The following is a 19428-nucleotide window of genomic DNA, read 5'->3' on the forward strand; positions in this document are numbered from 1 at the left end:
TCAGGTTCCGTTAAGAAAGTTCAAATATACTTCTATCGAAAAACAGGTTCCTTCAACTATAAGATCAAAGAAAAGATATGAAAGATGAAATCATAAAACATCCGGCCACCATAAACCCTCCGGTCTATCATGCATCCACTGTCCTGTTCAGGAACTACAGAGAAATGCGCCTTGCCGGCAAAGGGCAATTGGACGGCCCGACCTATGGTACTGACAGGATGCCGGTTCAGCGGGCCTTTGAAAAAGCCCTGTGCAACCTTGAAAAAGGATCAGTTACCAGGCTTTTTCCATCAGGCCTTTCTGCTATCCAGAATATGTTCTGGTGTTTTGCGAAGAGTGGTGACCACATACTTGTAGTGGACAATGCCTACGGCCCGGGTGTCAGTTTCTGCAGAAAAATCCTGACACAATTCAATATAGAAACAACCTGTATTCCACCCTCCGCAGGGAAGGATATCATTGATTTCATCCGACCTGAAACCGTACTGATACTCCTTGAATCCCCCGGTTCAAATACTTTTGAGATTCAGGATATTCCCGCCATTACAGCCATCGCAAAAGAAAAAAATATCATCACCGCCCTGGACAATACCTGGGCAACACCCCTTTACCTGAATCCTTTTGACCTCGGTATTGATATCTCCATCCAGTCGGTGACAAAATATATCTCCGGCTACTCTGACGTTCTGATGGGCGCCCTTACGGTCAATCAGAAATATGCTGATATCTTAAAGAATTTTTATTCACGAATGGAGCTTTACGCCCCGGAAAATGACTGCTATATGGCCCTTCGTGGCCTGCAAACCCTGGCTACCAGACTGCGACAGCATGAACAATCTGCCATACAGGTGGCCAGACACCTTGAACAGCATGGAAAAATCGACTGCCTCTTCCATCCGGCACTGCCGAGTCACCCTGAGCATCATCTCTGGAAACGTGATTTTCAAGGCTCTTCCGGCCTGTTCGGTTTTACCCTGAAACAGGAATATAATGACAGGGAGCTTGCAGAATTCATCGACAGCCTGAAACTGTTTGGCCTTGGTTACAGCTGGGGCGGTTTCAAAAGCCTGCTGACTGCAGCCCGCCAGAGAAGGAGAATGCCTTCACGCTACTCAGGAAAACGAATCATCCGGCTGCATATTGGCCTGGAATCCCCGGAAGATCTCATTCTTGACCTGGAAAGAGGACTGACTAAGCTGCCGTGATCCCGGCTGGAGAAATACTTACCATAAGTTTACTGGCGTCATGGTATAAACCTTACTATTGTTTATCCTGACAAAAGAGCAAAGTCATCAGAAACTTTGTCTCCAGGTAGAAACCACTATACCATCGGGGGAGAACATATGGGCATGATGCAGGAATTTAAGGAGTTTGCAGTCAAGGGAAATGTCGTTGACATGGCGGTAGGTATTATCATTGGTGGTGCCTTTGGCAAAATAGTCTCCTCTTTTGTAAAAGATGTGATCATGCCACCCATCGGCATGATTCTCGGAGGTGTCGATTTTTCAAACCTTGCCATCACCCTTAAAGAGGCTGCCGGAGAAACACCGGCCGTTCTTCTCTCTTACGGAAAATTCATCCAGAGTGTTGTTGATTTTACGATTATCGCCTTTGCCATCTTTATTGCCGTAAAGGCAATCAACAATATGAAAAAGAAAGAAGAAGCCAAACCGGCTGATCCACCGAAGCAGGAAGTTCTTCTGGAAGAGATAAGAGACCTGCTCAAGGAGCAGAAATAAGCCGACCTGAATCCCGTGCCGGTATTACAGCGCAGCCAGGTTCAAATCTCCACCCATGTGCCCGCCCTGGCTGACTGTAGGCAACTGTCGCAGACACGAACTGCATACAGTCCGTCCTTCCCCGGTACGGGATTTTTTCTCTTTCCCTGAAGAAATTCACACCATTCCTCCAGCAGGGGAACAATTGTTCCAACCGGCGAAAAGACAAGCGGTTCCTTCCTGTCACTGCCCCTTACACTCTCCACTATGCCATGCACCTGATCCCCGTAAAGATGACCATTCTCACAGACAAACTCATATCTTCCGGAACGAGCCTTCCCTACTCTTGAGACATCTACCGTACCGACCACGTTATCATCCATCTCCACCAGGATCGTCACCAGATCCTCAAGCCGTTCGTTATGATATTGGTAACTCCCGGCCATGACTCTTCTGATCTTTCTCCCGGTTATATAATGCAGGGCATCAAAAATATGTACGGCAGTATGAATGGTAATTCCTGCTCCAGCAATCTCCGAAACTGAATGCCAGCCAAGAGATGAAGGCTCAAGACGCTGATTGGCATAAATGGAAAACAACCGTCCCTGTTGTGGCAGTTGTTTTTTCAGGGTCTGTATCACCGGGTTAAAACGAAGAGTCTGACCAGCCGTGAGGGGAGTTTTTGCTTCTGACATTACCTCCACAATGCGTGCGCCATCAACTCCGCCTGTTCCGAGCGGTTTTTCAAGAAGCAGCGGTTTTTGATTTTCTGCACATTCTTCAGCAATCCTTACATTCAGAAAAGGAGGAACAACGGAGATAACAGCATCCACACATGTCGCCCTGACCAGATCCTCCCAGCGTGGAAACCATTCTACGTTCCAGCGCTCCCCCTGCACCCGCCCTTCTTCCGAGCGCCTGCTGATTGCTGTCAATTCAAGGCCGTCAATATCATGGAGAAGATGATTTACATACCTGCTGCCATGTTTGCCCGTACCGATGACACCAACACGTATCACACCGTTTTTTCCCATCAACAGTCATCCTCCCTTCTGTACATCTTATAGAGAGCCTGAGTACCGTCTTCATCACACCCCATTGCCGCCAGTTTTTCATACAACTCTTTTGCCTTGACAAGTCCCGGCATATCCAGCCCCATGGCGACAGCAGACTCAAGAGCAATAGTCATGTCTTTTATGAAATGCTTCACATAAAAACCGGGCGAAAAATCACCTTTCATTATCCGGGGTCCCAGATTAGACAGGGACCAGCTCCCGGCAGCACCACTCTCAATACTTGCCAGAACAGTACGCTGGTCGAGTCCTGAACGTTCAGCATAGGCAAGAGCCTCGCAAACTCCAAGCATTCCTGCGGCAATGGCTATCTGATTACACATTTTTGTATGCTGCCCGGCACCCGCACCTCCCTGGTAGATAATATTTTTTCCCATCAATTGAAAAAGAGGCAGAATATGCTCATACGCATTGCAGTCGCCACCAACCATGATGGAAAGTGTACCGTTTCTTGCGCCGATATCCCCGCCTGAAACGGGTGCATCCAGAGAAAAAATATTTTTCTTTTCCGCCATTCCGGCTATTTTTTCAGCCAATTGCGGCTGTGAAGTTGTCATGTCAATGACATAGCTTCCGGAAGCAGCATTATTGAGAATACCATCATCGGCCAGATAAATCTCTTCCACATCTTTTGGAAAACCGACCATGGAAAAAATAACTGAACACCTGGCTGCCAGAACCGCCACACTCTCTTCCCATACACCACCCTCTTTGAGCAGCTCTTTTGCCTTTGCCTTTGTTCGGGAGTAAACATGCACCTTCCAGCCATCACGCAACAGGTTGCGAACCATGCCTTTTCCCATAACTCCAATGCCGATAAAACCGATTTCTGTTCCCTTTAACACAGTCATATGCGCTCCCTTTGCAGATTATGAATATATTTCCTGACTTCTACTGGAATATACACTCTTTTCTCCACTAAAGAGGAGCGCTTTTAAATTTTTCTCTACTGCAGTCGATACTTGACTATATCATCAATAGTCAGGACAACCATTTTATGGTTTTCTGCGAAAGCCATGATTTCTGGAAGCCTGGCCATGGTTCCATCACTGTTGGTCAGCTCACAGAGTATTCCCGATGGATCAAGCCCGGCAAGCCTCATCAGATCAACCGTACCTTCAGTATGTCCCCTTCTGCTGCACACACCACCGGATTGTGCCCGCAGCGGGAACACATGACCGGGATGACAGAGATCTTCAGGTTTTGCATTCCTGTTGACTGCGGTTTTAATCGTGGTAACACGATCAGCCGCAGAGACCCCGGTGGTCACACCGTTCCGGGCCTCAATCGAGATTGTATAGGCCGTCTTGTTACGGCTGTTGTTTTTCTCCACCATGGGACGAAGTTTCAGCGCATCGGCGCGTTCATCTGTCAGGCAGAGACAGACAATACCACTGCATTCACGTATCATCAATGCCATCTGTTCCGGTGTCAAATGATCTGTTGAATATATCAGATCCCCTTCATTTTCCCGGTCCTCATCATCAACCAGCAACACGCCGTCACCAGTTCGAAGTGCGGCCAATGCCGATTCAACACGATTACGCCAAGTTCCAAACTGTACTTCCAGAGACTGATTCATGGTAATTCCTCCTTTCATTTACCAGAACCAGGGCAAAAAAGGAGTCAAGAACGACCGGACGAACGCCCGACCACGGTAACAGGGCAGATTACTCCATCACCTATTACACTATCCTCTCCCATCCGGACTGTAACCGTCGGCTCTGGATTCTCACCAGATCTGCTTGACCCTGTCAACAGAATGACAGGCGCTCGCGGGCTTTTCCCTTTCAGAAATTACCGCCGGTGGGGAATTCCACCCCGCCCTGAGAATAGAATGTGTATGAACCTTCTTCCAAAAACAAAAACGTTTCATACACCCAATTTACTGCATGCAATCAGGTTTCTCTGATGGATGCAGTAAATCAGTCTACAGGAGACTTTTAAAAAGTCAAGATACCTTGTTCCACTTTTTCATTCACTGCTACACAAAAAACGGGGACTTTTCTGTCCCCGTCTGTTGTTATTATTTATCTTTTAGTAATGAGAACTTACTTCTTCTTCCCGTTCCTCTTTTTCCAACCCGCCAATCCCACAATTCCTGAACCAAACAGGATCATGGTTGCAGGTTCCGGAACCGGGTCCGTCGGAACCTCATTAATTCCTATTCTGATACGGTAGGAACCATCATTATCATCAAATGCACCCGGCGGACCGTTGAAGCCAAAACCATCTGTTATCCCGAGGAAAAGCCGGGTTGCCCCTGTTGGAGCATAAAATTCCTGAAAAATATTGGTGGAAGTCAGGCCATTTCCAATAAAGAATACCTGGCCGAGGTCCGGTGAAAGATTTAAGAAATCAACTCCCAGCCCACTGGTTGAGAAATCAAGCGTTCCCGGGGCAGTACCGTTGGGAATATTGTTGTCCAGAAACAGTCCGACCAGTGCCCCTGGGTACCGATATACCCACTGATACCGCCAAAAGAACTGATATTACTGCTGCCCGGAGTACCATTACCATCAGGACCATACATAGTACCACCAAAACCATTAAAAAAGCTTATTCCACCGATTGCCGGATCCAGTACTCGAACAATATCCCCGCCGGAAACGGCGAACCCCGGCGGCATGGTTTCCTGAATTTCCTCAGGGGTCGGTCCGCCATGTCGAACCAGACCTCCGGGCCAGGGATCGCTTGCCGGTGGAATTGTCAAATCTGTCCTGCCCGCAAGCCATATGGCGTCACTCCCCTGAATGGTGGTATCAATTATAAGTGCGTTGGCCGATACTGACAAACACAGACCTGCCGCCCCCAATATTGCAATCTGCAGCCACCTGCGACCTGTTTTTTCATTCATTTCACTCCCTCCCCTGACCTGATTCAAGAAACACGTTTTGGTCGATTCTTTATTTTTCGACCTTTCCATGAGCAAAGCAAGTCACGTGCCATTCTCTGAAGTTCCTGATTATTCCCGCCCTCACACCGGCTTCAGAAATAATTTTCGGATCAAAGAATTTACATGGTGACTCGACCTTATACTATTAGTGCCGATACCAGGAAAGAAAGTTCAGTTATCAGGAAAAATTCTTAATCAACATTTTTCTCATCAATTCAAGTTCAAGATCATGGAGAACAGGATCAGGTGTAAATTGAACTGCCATGGATTAATGAAATAAAACGCAAAAAAGCCAACCACTGTTATCAGTGATCGGCTTTTTTGCGGGTCAATGGTCGGGGCGGTAGGATTCGAACCTACGACCTCCTGCTCCCAAGGCAGGCGCGCTAACCAGGCTGCGCTACGCCCCGGCTACAGTCAAAAAAGGCTCGAAATAAATTCGAGCCTGGAAATTCTGGCTCCTCGGGACGGACTCGAACCGCCGACAAGGTGGTTAACAGCCACCCGCTCTACCAACTGAGCTACCGAGGATCACACAGTATACTGCAAGAGCATTTTCCGACAGAATTGTCAAATTCCATCGTACAGACAGCACAAAACCACTCCTGTATTGCTGTTGCTCAAATACCGAATTGTGGGAGCGAATATATATACTTTGATTTTGAGTGTCAACCTTTTTTAAGCAATATTTTATAAAATAGAGCCGGACAAACCCCAGGCTATACTATTTCCAGCATTAACCAGCATTTCTCATGCGGGTTAATGCTGCTGTGCAGACAGCGAAAATGATCCGGGAGAAAGCCAAGTTCCTCCTCCATATCCTGCCCTGTTCAACGACCATTATAATTCTCCGCCCGCGCATGCAAAAATCAGATGATCAGAAGGCTTCTTCAGTATATATATAAAAAAGAAGAATGTTTTGTGCAGGAAATTATCCGACATAAACTTTCAGCAAACGGTTACTCATGAATAAATTCAAACAGCATCGTGACTTTATAAAAGACAGCCTCAGAAAAACAATTGACTTCCGCACAAGTGATCAATCCCGCGGCGTCCCTACTCCCCCTCTGCAGGAACCGATTGATGAGAGTCTTCCCCGCATCAAGTTACCCGACAGAGGTTCGTGGGAACCAACCATTCCAGCAGCAAACCTGGTACAAATGATAGGTAAACGGCGAAGCAGACGAACATTCAACCAGGCCTTTCTTGAGGTGGAAGAACTCGCTTTTCTCCTCTGGGCGACCCAGGGTCAGAGGAATCAGGATGGCCGGACACCCCATTTTCGGACAGTTCCTTCTGCAGGGGCCAGACACAGCTTTGAAACCTACCTGTTCATTCACAGGGTAAAAAAAATTCCTCCCGGACTGTATCGTTTTCTCCCCCTTTCCAATGAACTTGTCATGCTCTACCCCATGGACGAGCATCACAGGGCTCAACTATCGTGGGCTGTGCTGGGTCAGCATTTTGTTGCTCGAAGTGCGGTGACTTTTGTCTGGACAGCTGTTCCAAACCGCATGGAATGGCGTTATCTTGAGGCAGCTCACCGGGTTATTCTGCTGGATGCCGGTCATGTCTGTCAGAACCTGTATCTCGCCTGTGAAGCAATTCAGGCTGGGACCTGTGCCATAGCGGCATATGACCAGGAGGCCATGGACGAACTCCTTCAGGTAGACGGGGAAAACCAGTTTACCATCTACCTTGCCCCTGTCGGCAGATATTAGCTCGTGTCCGTCTCTACGGTGATATTTTCAGATAATTCATTACGGAAAAAAACATGACAATAAAACTTCTGGCAATAACAGCTTTACCGTCGATATCAATCAGCCTCATATTCTTCCTTTCAGGCACCGGAATACTGATTTCGATACTATCCGGTTTAATTACAGCTGTTCTTTTCCGGCTCTTTACACGCAACCCACAACCTGAAGAAAAACTACCATGCTCCTCCGTCAGTTGTTGTCATTACCTTCTGGATCACAAAGAAAAGTAACCCGAAACTGTAGGGTGCCTTGAAAAATTAGAATTTTTCAAAGTACCCTGTATATTTCTATGATACTGTGTGTTAAAGGACTGCTTCACGATGAGATTTAATTTTCGGACTCTGCCATCACTTTGCCTGCGACAGGCAGGAAGCAATATGGCAGGCTACGATTGGACAAGGATTATGCGAAGATCCATTACATTGGTTTTTGTCGGTCCTGTCTTGTACAGGTTCTCAAGATTATCAAAAAAATGATATGAATCATTATTATCGAGGAACTGTTGAGCGTCCATGCCAAGAGATCTGGCTCTGGCAATAGTTGTTTCGTCCGCCACGGCACCGGCTGCATCGGTGGGTCCGTCGGTTCCGTCAGTGCCACCACTCAAAACCTCGATTTTTTTCAGCCCATCCATATGCAGTGCCGCGGCCAGGACAAATTCCTGATTGCGACCACCTTTTCCAGCACCCCGTATCGTTACTGTAGTTTCTCCACCAGAAAGCAGGCATGCGGGTTTTCGAACGGGATTACCACTGATGGCAATTTCTCTGGCCACAGCCATGTGACAGGCCGCAATATCACGAGTTTCTCCTTCAATCAAGGAGGAGAGCAGCAATGTATTATATCCCAGGGCCGTTGCCTTTTCTTTTGCTTTAACAAGGGCATCAATATTTCGACCGATAATAATATTACGGTTTTTCTTAAAAAATTCCTGTTCAGCCTTGGGAGTTTCAACGACTTTTCCTGCCACTCCTGCCCGTATATGGTCGTAAACTGAAACGGGAATCTTTTTTTTAATATCGTATTTCACAAAAATTTCCATGCAGTCAGCAAACGTAGTAGGGTCGGGAACACAGGGGCCTGAAGCGATAACATCCAGATCGTCTCCGACCACATCGGAAAGAATGAGGGTGACAAGAGTCGCAGGATAAACCGCCCTGACAAGCCCGCCACCTTTAATCACGGAAAGGTGTTTTCGCACACTATTTATTTCATGGATAGTGGCACCGCAGGAAAGCAGAACCCGTGTAGTATCCTGCTTATCTCCGAGACTGACGCCGTTAACCGGAAGAGGAAGAAGAGCTGAACCACCTCCGGAAAGAAGACATATGACCAGTGTTTCCCGGTCAACCCGCCTTGCCAACCGGTAAATTTCCCGGGCTCCGGCCAGCCCTCTGGCGTCGGGAACAGGATGACTGGCTTCCCGTATCGTTATTCGTTTAAGCTTTTCAAGATGACCATCTTTGACCGTTATCAACCCTTCTGAAATACGATCTCCCAACAGAGCTTCCACAGATTTCGCCATGGCAGCACCCGCTTTTCCAGCTCCGAGGACAACAATTTTTTTATATTGACGGAGATCATACTCTGCCCCGTCAACAAAAAAAACATTTCCATCAAGCCGACAGAATCTGTTGATCGCAGCTCCGGGCTCCACAGCGGCAAGGCCGGCTTGAAAAATCGATATGACATCCTGATACCTCTCAGGCAGTTGTTCTTCCATTATTTTATATCACTAAAAGTATCAATTTCAGAGAACACTACTCCTTGTTAATTAACATGGCCGTGGAGCACCAGCGTGCGGAACACATACTGTTTCAATGAGCCGGTCCCATTATCTTCTCAGGCAGCCAGGTAATTATTCCCGGAAAAACCGTACAGAGAAACAGAACCACCATAATAATCAAAACAAAAGGAATCACCCCTTTAATTATATCCGACATGGACAATTCCAGTTCCGGAGGAGCCGTACCTTTAAGAACAAAGATCGACATGGCCATAGGCGGTGTCTGAAAAGCCATCTGTAGATTGATGCAAATCATCATTCCGGCCCAGAGAGGATTAAAACCAAGATGTGAGAGGATAGGTGAAAAAATAGGTACAATAATAAAAACAATACCTATCCACTCAATAAAGAGACCCAGCAGAAACACAATCAACATAATCATAGCAAAGGATGCCCACTTACCTCCTGGCACAGCAAGTATCAGACTGGACACCACATCACCGGAACCGGCACTCATGAAGACTCCGACAAAAGCATAGCAGAGTGCTGCGATCATGACAACAAAAGCGCTGACCCGCAATGTCTCCAGGGAAGCGTGGCTGAGCAGTTGAAAATTGAATTTTCCGTAGGCAATAGCCAGCAGAATTGAAGCAAGACAACCGACAGCCGCTGCTTCAGTAGGAGGGGCTATTCCTGAGAAAATTGTTCCAAGGACCGCAAGAATCAGAAAAATAGGGGGTACCAATGACTTCAGCAAACGCCAGAGTTTTTTCATGGAGAATGGTGTCATCTGATCTGCAGGTATGGGAGGGCCCAGTTCCGAATTGAAATGACAACGAACAACGATATAAACAACATAGGAAAAAGCGAGAATCAACCCCGGGAAAACCGCACCCATAAACATCTGACCAATGGAGATACCGGCCTGGGGGCCGTAAACTACCAGCATGATGCTCGGCGGAATTAATATGCCCAGAGTTCCCGAAGCCACAATGGAACCCGCCGCCAACGGTTTATCATACCCACGACTCAGCATCGGGCCCAGGGCTATAAGGGTCAGAATGGTTACCGAGGCCGCGATCACTCCCAGACAAGTAGCAAGAATTGTACCGAAAATAATGGTGACAATAGCCAGCCCTCCCCGCAATCTGCCGAGAACTTCATAGAGGCTTTCATACAGATCTTTTGTAATCCCTGAATGCTGGAGAATAACCCCCATAAACGTAAACAGAGGTACAGCCAAATAAGGGTAATTCAGGGAAAGAGAGTAAAAGCGACTGTATAAGATATGATAGGTTGTGGTGGGTCCGAAAATGAGAATACCAACAATAAAAGACACACTGCCGATGACAAAGGCAATCGGGAATCCTGTCAGGACCAGCGTAAAAACTCCCCCCAGCATAAGGAAAGCAACAAGTTCTGCGCTCAAATCAAGCAATTTCTTCACCTCTTATGACAAAATAAAGATCCCTAATAAACCTGGCTATTCCCTGGAGAATCAGGAGAAACAGGCCAATGGCGAAAACAGTTCGATAAGGAGCAGCAGGTGGGTACCAGAAACTGGTAAACATTACTTCATGAATTCTCCAGGCCTTTGCCGCCCAGGTTACTGCGAGTTTGAACATGATAATCATCAATGGAAAAAACAGTACCAGGGAACAGATAACGTCTATAAGAGCCTGTTTGCGACGTGAAGTCTGCATATAAAAAATATCAACTCTGGTGTGGGCATTATGGAGATAATTATAAGATGCCCCAAGCATATAAATCACACCACCAGCCATGCACATGGTATCATATGACCAGATCGTCGGGGCATCAAAGAAATGCCTGGCAATGGCCTCGTAGGATCCCGCAAAGACCAGGATCAAGGCAAACCACTTCCCTATTTGACCTGATTTTTCACTCAACCAATCAACCACCGCCAGGAATTTTAACAGACCGGTCATGTTACTCTCCTTGTTTTACACCTGACTTTTCTCTTTTTTCCAAGGAGTTCTCCGTTTACTTCCCGAAGAACTCCTTCTCCTGCAACATTGAAGACAGTCTCTATTTTATTGCGTTGTAAGCTTCTCCAAATTCTTTCATTGAGTTATAGATTTCAGCAAAAATAGGCTTTTCACTTTTTGATTTTTCCGCATAAAACTTATCTGCCTCAGCAGACAGTGCCACCTCAATATCTCTCGGAACTTTGTACACTTCATTCCCGGCCGCTCTGAATTTATCAACAGCCTTGACTGATTCAAAAACCAGGTATTCATGCTGTTTCTGTGTATATTCAGCCACAACAGACTGAACAATCTTCTTCAAATCATCGGGGAGCTTGGCCCATGCTTCCTTATTGACAAAAATTACCTGGGGATCACTCGGCGCCCTTGTTGGTGAAAGATACACATATTTAGCCACCTCGTTGAAATGCATCTTCCAGTTCGATGCGAGGGTGGAATATTCAAATGCGTCAATTGTACCTCTCTGCATTGCTTCATAAAGCTGTCCACCTGGAATAATTACAGTTGCAGCACCCATTCTCTTCAGTATCTCACCCCCATCTCCCATACAGCGGGCTTTCAGGCCTTTCAGGTCAGCCAATGATTCAAGTTTGACCTTGGAATGGAAAAATACCTCTTCAGGTAAAGGAGCAAGGGCCCCCGGGAAAGTCATGACATTGTAACCTTCCATCATTTTATTCAACAGATCAGCACCTCCTCCATAATCAAACCAGGTGCGCAATGCTTCACCAGGCAAACCACCAGGTCTTGAGCTGATCAAACCCGCAGCAGGCCACTTGTCCAGATTGTACATAGGACAGGAATAAGCCATCTGCAACACTCCCTGGTCAATAGCATCAACTTCCTTATAGGCTGGAACAATTGATCCACCCACGAAAGGTTTTACTGTCAGCCTTCCTCCAGTGGCCTTGGTTATAGCCTTACAGAGTTTATCATGAAAAATCTGTGAAGGATCTGAGGCAGGACCGTGCCCGGAAGACTTCCAGATTATCTTTCCACTCTTTCCGGCAAAACTGCCTGTAGCCGAGATGAGGACCAAGGCAAAAACTGCCAGTCCAGCTGTAAAAACACTCCGTTTTTTCCAGAAGATACTCATGATAAAACCTCCTCTTTTAATATAAGATGCTATTTCGCCAGACAAGCCGACTTCTTTCCTGCGTGAACTGTAGCATCGTTATGAAACAACCTCTTCAATCTACAAATAAAGTACTTCCAGTATGGTTCTGGAAATATCTCTTTTCGCTGCTGGAAAGGTTTTCAATTGCATTTTCTCCCGAACAATGTGAAATACCAATCACCTTGAGTTCCGTATTTTTCAGATAGTCAAGCGAGAGCTTGAGACTCTGCTCATCCGCTTCAACAAGATGTGTACCTCCCAGCACCCCGTAAAGCGGCCGGCCGATCTGTTTAACCACACAGTCCAGCATGTTTTTCATCCCCGGATGGGAGCAACCGAGAAGAACAATCAGACCGGGATCGGTATCAATGGCCAGCAACACCTCGTCATCAAAATAATCCGGAAGCAGTGCCCCCTCCTTTCTCACCTTGAAACGTGGATTGACTGATTCATCCGCATGAATCCGGGGAAATGAAGTGATGACATATACACCAGGAACAATCTCGGTACACTGCTGCCCGACATAGCGGAAGGTGATTCCTTTATCTTTCAGGAATTCCTCGTTGAAATTATTCCCGAGATATTCACAGGAATTATCTTTGCAACCATATTTTTCATTGAAAAAACCTTTCCCCGTGGTCAACGTAAAAGAATCTGTCAACTCCACCAGCGACCTGAAACCACCTGAATGATCATAATGACCATGACTCAGAACAACATGATCCAGAGAGCATAAATCCACTTTCAACTGTTCCGCATTTTTTATGAATTTCTCTGACTGGCCCGTATCAAACAGTATGGAAGAACCATCCTTTTCAATAAAAAAGGAAAGTCCGTGCTCATGCTGCAACCCATGGTGTTCTCCCGCCCGATTTTCTATCAATGTTGTAATCTGTACAGTCATTTTTCCTCCGGGTTTTCTCAGTTAACTCAATTTTTCTTTCGACTGATTCTTTATTTCCTTATTTATATCGTGCAGAGCGTTCACCAGGTGACGGGTCATTGCATTTTCTGCTCCGGTCTTATCCTTTTTTTTAATCGCTTCAAGAATGTCACCATGCTCATTTACCGTTTTTTCTACTCGTCCCGGAGTGTACAGACTGGATATCCATCCATTGGGCAAGGTAGTCGTCATTGATTTCATCAGAACATGCAGTGTCACATTTTTAGTGGCACCCGCAAGGATGCAATGGAAACGCCGATCACACTGGATAACCTCTTCAATATTTTTTTCTGCTGCAAAACGGGCAAATTTCGCACAGACTTCCTCCATTTCAAATATGTCTTTTTCTTCCGCATTTTCCGCTGCACGACTTGCAGCCTTCGGCTCGATAATCAATCGAACTTCAAAGTTATCTTTGATAGACTGCTCGTTATTCTTCAACCAGGTTGAAAATGCTTTGAACTGTTCACCATTGGCATCAAGTATGAAAATTCCCTTTCCCTGTTTGACACTCACCTGACCAGTCACCTCAAGCATCCTCATCGCTTCACGGATTGATGACCTGGAAACCTGAAGCTTTCTGGTTAATTCATTTTCGGAATAAAATTTATCCCCAGGTTTGAAATTTTCTTCTGCAATCATCTGTTTAATAACTGTAATAACACTTTCCGACAGTCTGATTTTTTTGATCGGATCCATAAAATATCTCTGTTTCTCTCTTATTAAACCACAACACATCATCTCATCTGATATCTTCTTATCAGATATCTGCTTATCAGACAAGTTAAAAGAGCTGAATCGACATTATTTATCGAGAGACTTTTCTTGGGCCATTATGGACAGGCACTAAGTAAAAGTTAATATGTGAGCTTTTTTCACTTTCCTGTGACGCAGAGATCGGGCGAAAAAAATCAAGGTAGCCTCAAGCTGCTGCTGAAGCCAGGAGGAAACTCCGGCATAATAGCATTCCTGCCATAACTGGTTATTATATAAATAAACAGACATTTTCAGTAACCCATTCATAAAGGAGGTATAATAATGGCCAACAGCACCGACTTTATTTCTCCAGAATCCTGTTTTTCACTCCCTGACCTGTTTCTGGAAAGGGTTTCCAGGAGCCCCGATAGTGTTGCATACCGCCATTTCAGCTCCAGCCGAAAAGGCTGGTTGGACCTCACCTGGCAAGAGATGCTCACCCTGGCAAAACGATGGCGCAATGGCCTGAAAAATGAAAATCTCTCAGTTGGTGACAGGGTGGCAATCATGCTGCCGAACTGTCCGGAATGGATACTCTTTGAACAGGCCGCCCTCTCACTGGGGTTGATTGTCGTCCCCCTGTATGCCAACGACAGACCGGAATCCATCGCCTACATCCTGGAGGACACGAAAAGCAGAATAGTGATTCTTCCAGGGAATGCCTACTGGGGACGCCTGGCTCCGGCTCTCACGGGAATTACCAGCCTGCAGAAAATCATCACCATTGATCTCTGCTGGACTGATGGCAAGAACAACTCCCTTGTCTGCCTGGATGACTGGCTGCCCCCGGCCGACAACTCCCCTGGTGGATATACTCCAACGACCCACGAAACAGCCACTATTGTCTATACTTCAGGGACAACCGGCCCCCCAAAAGGGGTCATGCTCAGCCATATGAATATTCTCGACAACTGTTATTTCGGGTTACAGCGTATGGCAGTCTATCCCGAGGACAAGTTTTTATCCTTCCTTCCCCTCTCACACATGCTTGAGAGAACGGCAGGATATTACCTGCCCATGATGGCCGGATCGACAGTTGCTTTTGCCAGGTCCATCCCCGATCTTGGCGAAGATATGCTCACGGAGCAACCGACTGTCCTTGTTGCCGTTCCCCGGATTTTTGAACGCATACACAGTGAAATCAAGCGAAAACTTACCGCGAAACCGGCTATTGCAGTCGCTCTTTTTGAAAAAGCGGTTTCAGTAGGGTGGAATCAATTTGAATACACACAAGGCCGTGCCCCCTGGTCTGTATCATTTTTGATTCTACCCTTTCTCGACCGTCTCATAGGCGCAAAAATCAGAGATAAATTCGGCGGCCACCTGCGCATAATCATAACTGGAGGCGCACCATTATCAGGTGACATATCAAAGCTTTTCCTGGGGCTTGGCCTTCCCCTATACCAGGGCTATGGACTGACAGAAACAAGCCCGGTAATAAGCGTCAACACCAGGGAAGACAACGACCCGAACGGCGTCGGCACACCCTTGCAGGGCATCGAAGTACGTTCAGGGCCCGGGGATGAACTTCTGGTCAGAGGACACTGTGTCATGCAGGGATACTGGAAAAATCAGCAGGCAACTGCAGAAACCATTGATCCCGATGGCTGGTTGCATACAGGCGACAGGGCGACAATTCAAAAAAACGGTCATATACGCATAACCGGCCGGCTCAAGGAAATCCTGGTCCTCAGCAATGGTGAAAAAGTAGCCCCCGCGGACATGGAAATGGCAATCGCCATGGATCCGCTGTTCGAACACACTATGATAATAGGAGAGGCTCGACCCTTTCTTACGCTGGTTTCAGTCTTAAATGAACATCTCTGGAAACAACTGGCAGAAGAGCTCTCTGTTCCCGATGATGAATCCTCACTCATGCTCGCGGAAGTGGAAGACGCCGTTTTAAAACGAGTGGAAATACAGCTCGCCCATTTCCCGGGCTACGCCTTCGTCAAACATGCCATACTCAGCCTTTCCCCATGGACAGTTGAAAACGGCCTGCTCACACCAACCCTGAAACTGAAACGTAAAATCATTGAAAAGAGACTGAAAGAGCAAATAAAAAAAACCTACACCATTTTATAAACGGACCATTGCCGCAATTTTCCCAACCATCGACTCAAAAAGAGGGTTCTCCCGCTCAAGAACTGCAGCATTGTCTCCACATATCGGGTTCTCAAGAACCAGGGAAGCATGCTCCACTTTTTCTGTCGCAGGAATACGAAATTCTGTCAGCTGTTGTTTGCCAACAACAGAAATGAGTGTTTTCAGAGCCCTGAGGGACACAACGTCATCGAACTCACTGAAAGCGGAGAAAACAGACTTTGGAAATGACCTACTCTCGGAGAACAATCTGTTCAATTTTCTGATTTCATCCATGAGCCTGACCAGTTCCCTCACGCTGTTGATGCTGACATACTCGTAACGATATGGATTTTTCCCGATCAGGTTATTTTTCTTTTCAAACAGACGGGTCACGGGAGTTCGTAACAACAACTCCTTCATTCTCCCCTCAATTCCCAGGAATCCGTCTTTCAAACCAAAAGCCGCAGAAAAAAGAAACAGTTCCCCAGTAATGGCAGCATGACCACTGCCGTAATAATAGCTGAGGGCGCCTCCCATGGACAACCCGCCAATGGAAAGCAGCCTGCCTTTGTGTTTACGGGAGACGAAATCTATGGCAAATTCCATATTTTCCTTCCACTGCTCAAGACTCACCGTATCCATACTCTTCCCGGGATCTTTCAGGCCGTGTCCGGCAAGCAGCGGCAGGTAAACATCATAGCCTAGTCGTAAATGGAAAAATGTGGCGAGACCACGGAGAAACCAGGGAGAATCACTTAAACCATGGACCAGTATAATCGCCCTTCCACTGCCCGGAGTATGTTCCAGTTTGACGGGACCACAACCTTCCCTGATTTCATCCCGTGTGTTTCGACAGAAGGCCTCACTGTACTCCCGCCACAAGACAAACTCAGCTGTATCCACCCGCTTAGTCATATCATCTCTATAAAATCAGATATTTTCCGATGAACACGGTGGGAATCTTCTCCCTCTACCAGCACATGGCGGTTAAAACTGAGAAGACAGTACTCCTTTTTTCTGCTGCCAAGTTTATCATAGAGAGTTCTTGCTCCTGCCGGATCAACAACAGGGTTTTCATCGGCCTGGATAATCAGTGCAGGCTGGGCGATGGCGTCATACTTTTTTTTCATGGAATCGAGAAACTCGCCCACTTGATGTACCCCGGCCACCGGGTTTTTACCGTAATTAACATGGCTGTTGCCATAAGTGAAATCAAGGAACTGCTGCTCACCCTCCCCCTTCAGTCTGTTCAGCATGCGATCCCAGACATCAAGAGAGGGCATGAATTTCGTGGAGTAGTCCTTCAGGGTCCGGGGAGGACATACCGCAAAAACGCCGGCAACTTCCTTTATTCTTACAGCCAGGCTCAAGGCAAGACTGCCGCCGACGGCCACACCGCCGACAATGACACGGTCACAGACGCTGTCCATAATGGCATATCCACGCTCCACGCTGTCAAGCCATTCCTGGTATTTTCTTGCTGCCAGATCCTCTGGAGAAGTGCCATGACCCGGGAGCCTGGGAGCATACACCCAATATCCTTTTCGCCTCAACCAGACCGCAAGCGCCTTTACTTCCTCCGGTACAGAAAGATAACTGTGCACAAGGACAATACCTTTTCGACGGCGAAATGCGGGAAGAAGAAAGGGTTTTCCCAGACAGCCGAATCGCCTGCCCTCCCCGGGATCACGACTCGAACATACCCGCCTGTAGCGCTGACGCTCTTTTTCCAGCAGATAACGTACAAGTAGAATTTTCAAAAGAAAATCCGGCTGCCAGGCAAAAGAGCGGATCAGTTTCTGCAAACGCCCCAGGGGCTCAACTTCATTGGCCATGATTTCGATTGGATTGTCGATTCTCCCCTGGTGGTAATTCAAAGGTATGGAGAGTTTGGTGCCGTCCCGGAAAAGACAACCGTTTTTTCTCTGTACAACTCCTTTTTCCTCCGCCAGTTGAATAAAGTTCTCATATTTGGAAAATCTGTCATCAGTGAGGAGATGGATCTGGCTCTCTTCCATTGATTTATGGAGATAAAAATCATGATCTTCGACTCCCCTGTCACGAATGAGTGAGGCTGCAAAAAAAACTCGTCGCCTGAAATCCCTCTCTTTTATTCGCTCAAATGGACATATCCTCAGAAAAGAAGCAAAAAGATGTTCATGGTTGACAGTTGTCATGGCATAAATGTCACGCATGTATTGCTGCATGACATTATATGCCGTCCCGCGCATTTTTTTCTTCAGCTCTCCTGACACAGTATAGCCATGCAGTGCCTTTTCTTCTCCGGCTTTTCTTAACCATTCCGGATCCAACAGCTTTTCAATTTCAATTGCAGGACCAAATCGCATATCGAGATCAACCCCTGAAAGCAGCATGGTTCCCTCGGTCATAATTTCTTCAACCATCCTCTCCGAAAGATCCCTGACCAGTTTTTCGGCCATGCTTGAAGCAATATTCTCAATGGCCCTGATGGGATAATAAGTCAGGTTGACGGGAACAATTCTGGTTGCCCTGCGAACAATATCATCAGCAGTTTCAAAACCGAGATACTCAAGAATCGGGTGAAGTTTCGGGGAGTTCTCTTCCGCCAGCGAAAGCAGATATCTCCTGTACAACTCAGCCCTCAGGGCCAGTGCCGCAGCTCCGGTATGAGGTTCATGGACACCTCCGGGGGAATCAATCATGAACTTCCCTTTGCTGATGATTTTTTTCGTTTTGACCATGCGACCTTCAGGAAAAATTATCCAGTTTGCCTCTCCGTTCAGCAGACTTTTTACAATCAGCTCATCCCGTTTTGGATCTGCCGTGGACACAACCCCCACCAGGTCAAAAAATTTCTCCAGACCACCTTTGAAGAGTGAGGCATCAGCAAGAGACCAGACCGGCACATCCGTCAGGTTATAAATGGACGCGGGAAGAAGAAGGGTTTCCAGGCGGGTAAAATGATTGATTACAAAAATAGTCGGATGAGCAGGAATATTTTCCTCCCCATGGATAACAATATTAGCCTTTGAAAGGCGGGACAACGCCTTGATGGCTAAACCTGTGGTCAGATATGCAGACCGATTCATGGTACACCCCAGGTGAACAATTCCTTCCTAAATCCTGCACTTCGGGAATAAAGAAAAAATATTTATGCCGTATAAACAGATAATTATCATATTGCAGTAAGGGCTGCACTACTCACTATCCGAGTGAGATTGTTTTTCATTATTCTCTCGCCCTGCGGGATTGGTAATTGCAGGAGTTAGGTCCTTGCAAATTTGAAATATTCAGTATCTTATCAGATTCTTTTCCATGGTCAAGTTTTTACGGGAGTTGCTTTTTCCGTCTCTTCCTCGTATA

General features: G+C 46.7%; 17 protein-coding genes, 2 tRNA genes and 1 riboswitch. Of the genes, 4 read left to right on the plus strand and 15 right to left on the minus strand.

All coding sequences use genetic code 11. The features are described 5' to 3' along the window. Nucleotides 1-77 precede the first annotated feature (77 nt). Both metC and mscL read left to right on the plus strand, forming a co-directional pair. Nucleotides 78-1205, plus strand: coding sequence for a cystathionine beta-lyase (gene metC / locus LO777_RS15105; protein WP_228854692.1), 1128 nt, complete (start codon nucleotides 78-80; stop codon nucleotides 1203-1205). A 138-nt stretch (nucleotides 1206-1343) separates the two neighbouring features. Beyond that, nucleotides 1344-1739, plus strand: a complete 396-nt coding sequence (mscL, locus tag LO777_RS15110; protein ID WP_228857396.1) for a large-conductance mechanosensitive channel protein MscL — start codon at nucleotides 1344-1346, stop codon at nucleotides 1737-1739. Nucleotides 1740-1780: 41 nt separating this feature from the next. Here mscL and LO777_RS15115 read toward each other — a convergent pair whose 3' ends face one another. The 7 genes from LO777_RS15115 to LO777_RS15140 all read right to left on the minus strand — a co-directional run bounded on the left by LO777_RS15115 (nucleotide 1781) and on the right by LO777_RS15140 (nucleotide 6218). Next, the gene (locus tag LO777_RS15115) at nucleotides 1781-2752 is read right to left on the minus strand and encodes a Gfo/Idh/MocA family protein (protein WP_228854693.1); all 972 of its coding nucleotides are present in this window, start codon (nucleotides 2750-2752) and stop codon (nucleotides 1781-1783) included. After that, complete coding sequence (locus LO777_RS15120) at nucleotides 2752-3642, minus strand: NAD(P)-dependent oxidoreductase (RefSeq protein ID WP_228854694.1); 891 nt, start codon at nucleotides 3640-3642, stop codon at nucleotides 2752-2754. Before LO777_RS15120 ends, LO777_RS15115 begins: the two co-directional genes overlap by 1 nt. A gap of 95 nt (nucleotides 3643-3737) precedes the next feature. Further along, the gene (ribB, locus tag LO777_RS15125; RefSeq protein ID WP_228854695.1) at nucleotides 3738-4373 is read right to left on the minus strand and encodes a 3,4-dihydroxy-2-butanone-4-phosphate synthase; all 636 of its coding nucleotides are present in this window, start codon (nucleotides 4371-4373) and stop codon (nucleotides 3738-3740) included. Nucleotides 4374-4479: 106 nt separating this feature from the next. Beyond that, nucleotides 4480-4629, minus strand: a riboswitch (FMN riboswitch). A 213-nt stretch (nucleotides 4630-4842) separates the two neighbouring features. Next, nucleotides 4843-4911: a hypothetical protein gene (locus LO777_RS21185; RefSeq protein WP_407929155.1), complete on the minus strand. Its 69-nt coding sequence runs from the start codon at nucleotides 4909-4911 to the stop codon at nucleotides 4843-4845. Nucleotides 4912-5141: 230 nt separating this feature from the next. After that, nucleotides 5142-5648: a hypothetical protein gene (locus tag LO777_RS15130; protein WP_228854696.1), complete on the minus strand. Its 507-nt coding sequence runs from the start codon at nucleotides 5646-5648 to the stop codon at nucleotides 5142-5144. A gap of 371 nt (nucleotides 5649-6019) precedes the next feature. Beyond that, nucleotides 6020-6097 (minus strand) — tRNA-Pro (locus LO777_RS15135). Between the two features lie 45 nt (nucleotides 6098-6142). Continuing rightward, nucleotides 6143-6218: transfer RNA gene (locus LO777_RS15140), tRNA-Asn, on the minus strand. 434 nt (nucleotides 6219-6652) lie between these two features. On the opposite strand from LO777_RS15140, the gene LO777_RS15145 reads away from it, so the two are divergent. Continuing rightward, on the plus strand, nucleotides 6653-7408 hold the full coding sequence (locus LO777_RS15145; RefSeq protein ID WP_228854697.1) for a SagB/ThcOx family dehydrogenase: 756 nt from the start codon (nucleotides 6653-6655) through the stop codon (nucleotides 7406-7408). A 424-nt stretch (nucleotides 7409-7832) separates the two neighbouring features. Here the strand turns inward: LO777_RS15145 and LO777_RS15150 are convergent, their stop codons facing one another. From LO777_RS15150 to LO777_RS15175, 6 genes are all read right to left on the minus strand, one after another. Then, nucleotides 7833-9170: a glycerate kinase type-2 family protein gene (locus tag LO777_RS15150; RefSeq protein ID WP_228854698.1), complete on the minus strand. Its 1338-nt coding sequence runs from the start codon at nucleotides 9168-9170 to the stop codon at nucleotides 7833-7835. A 94-nt stretch (nucleotides 9171-9264) separates the two neighbouring features. Beyond that, entirely contained in the window at nucleotides 9265-10611 is a 1347-nt protein-coding gene (locus LO777_RS15155; RefSeq protein WP_228854699.1) for a TRAP transporter large permease, read from the minus strand. After that, on the minus strand, nucleotides 10604-11122 hold the full coding sequence (locus tag LO777_RS15160) for a TRAP transporter small permease subunit (protein ID WP_228854700.1): 519 nt from the start codon (nucleotides 11120-11122) through the stop codon (nucleotides 10604-10606). Before LO777_RS15160 ends, LO777_RS15155 begins: the two co-directional genes overlap by 8 nt. A 100-nt stretch (nucleotides 11123-11222) precedes the next feature. Beyond that, on the minus strand, nucleotides 11223-12278 hold the full coding sequence (locus LO777_RS15165; RefSeq protein WP_228854701.1) for a TRAP transporter substrate-binding protein: 1056 nt from the start codon (nucleotides 12276-12278) through the stop codon (nucleotides 11223-11225). Between the two features lie 94 nt (nucleotides 12279-12372). After that, entirely contained in the window at nucleotides 12373-13203 is an 831-nt protein-coding gene (locus LO777_RS15170) for an MBL fold metallo-hydrolase (RefSeq protein ID WP_228854702.1), read from the minus strand. 21 nt (nucleotides 13204-13224) lie between these two features. Further along, on the minus strand, nucleotides 13225-13941 hold the full coding sequence (locus LO777_RS15175) for a FadR/GntR family transcriptional regulator (RefSeq protein ID WP_228854703.1): 717 nt from the start codon (nucleotides 13939-13941) through the stop codon (nucleotides 13225-13227). Between the two features lie 339 nt (nucleotides 13942-14280). Here LO777_RS15175 and LO777_RS15180 point away from each other — a divergent pair, with 339 nt between their 5' ends. Further along, nucleotides 14281-16083: an AMP-dependent synthetase/ligase gene (locus LO777_RS15180; protein ID WP_228854704.1), complete on the plus strand. Its 1803-nt coding sequence runs from the start codon at nucleotides 14281-14283 to the stop codon at nucleotides 16081-16083. Here the strand turns inward: LO777_RS15180 and LO777_RS15185 are convergent. Both LO777_RS15185 and LO777_RS15190 read right to left on the minus strand, forming a co-directional pair. After that, nucleotides 16078-16998, minus strand: a complete 921-nt coding sequence (locus tag LO777_RS15185; RefSeq protein ID WP_228854705.1) for an alpha/beta hydrolase — start codon at nucleotides 16996-16998, stop codon at nucleotides 16078-16080. The genes LO777_RS15180 and LO777_RS15185 overlap by 6 nt on opposite strands. Further along, nucleotides 16995-19154, minus strand: coding sequence for an alpha/beta fold hydrolase (locus LO777_RS15190; RefSeq protein ID WP_228854706.1), 2160 nt, complete (start codon nucleotides 19152-19154; stop codon nucleotides 16995-16997). Before LO777_RS15190 ends, LO777_RS15185 begins: the two co-directional genes overlap by 4 nt. Between the last annotated feature and the right edge of the window lie 274 nt (nucleotides 19155-19428).

It is taken from the genome of Desulfomarina profundi (assembly GCF_019703855.1).
In the GTDB taxonomy this organism is placed as follows: Bacteria; Desulfobacterota; Desulfobulbia; order Desulfobulbales; family Desulfocapsaceae; genus Desulfomarina; species Desulfomarina profundi.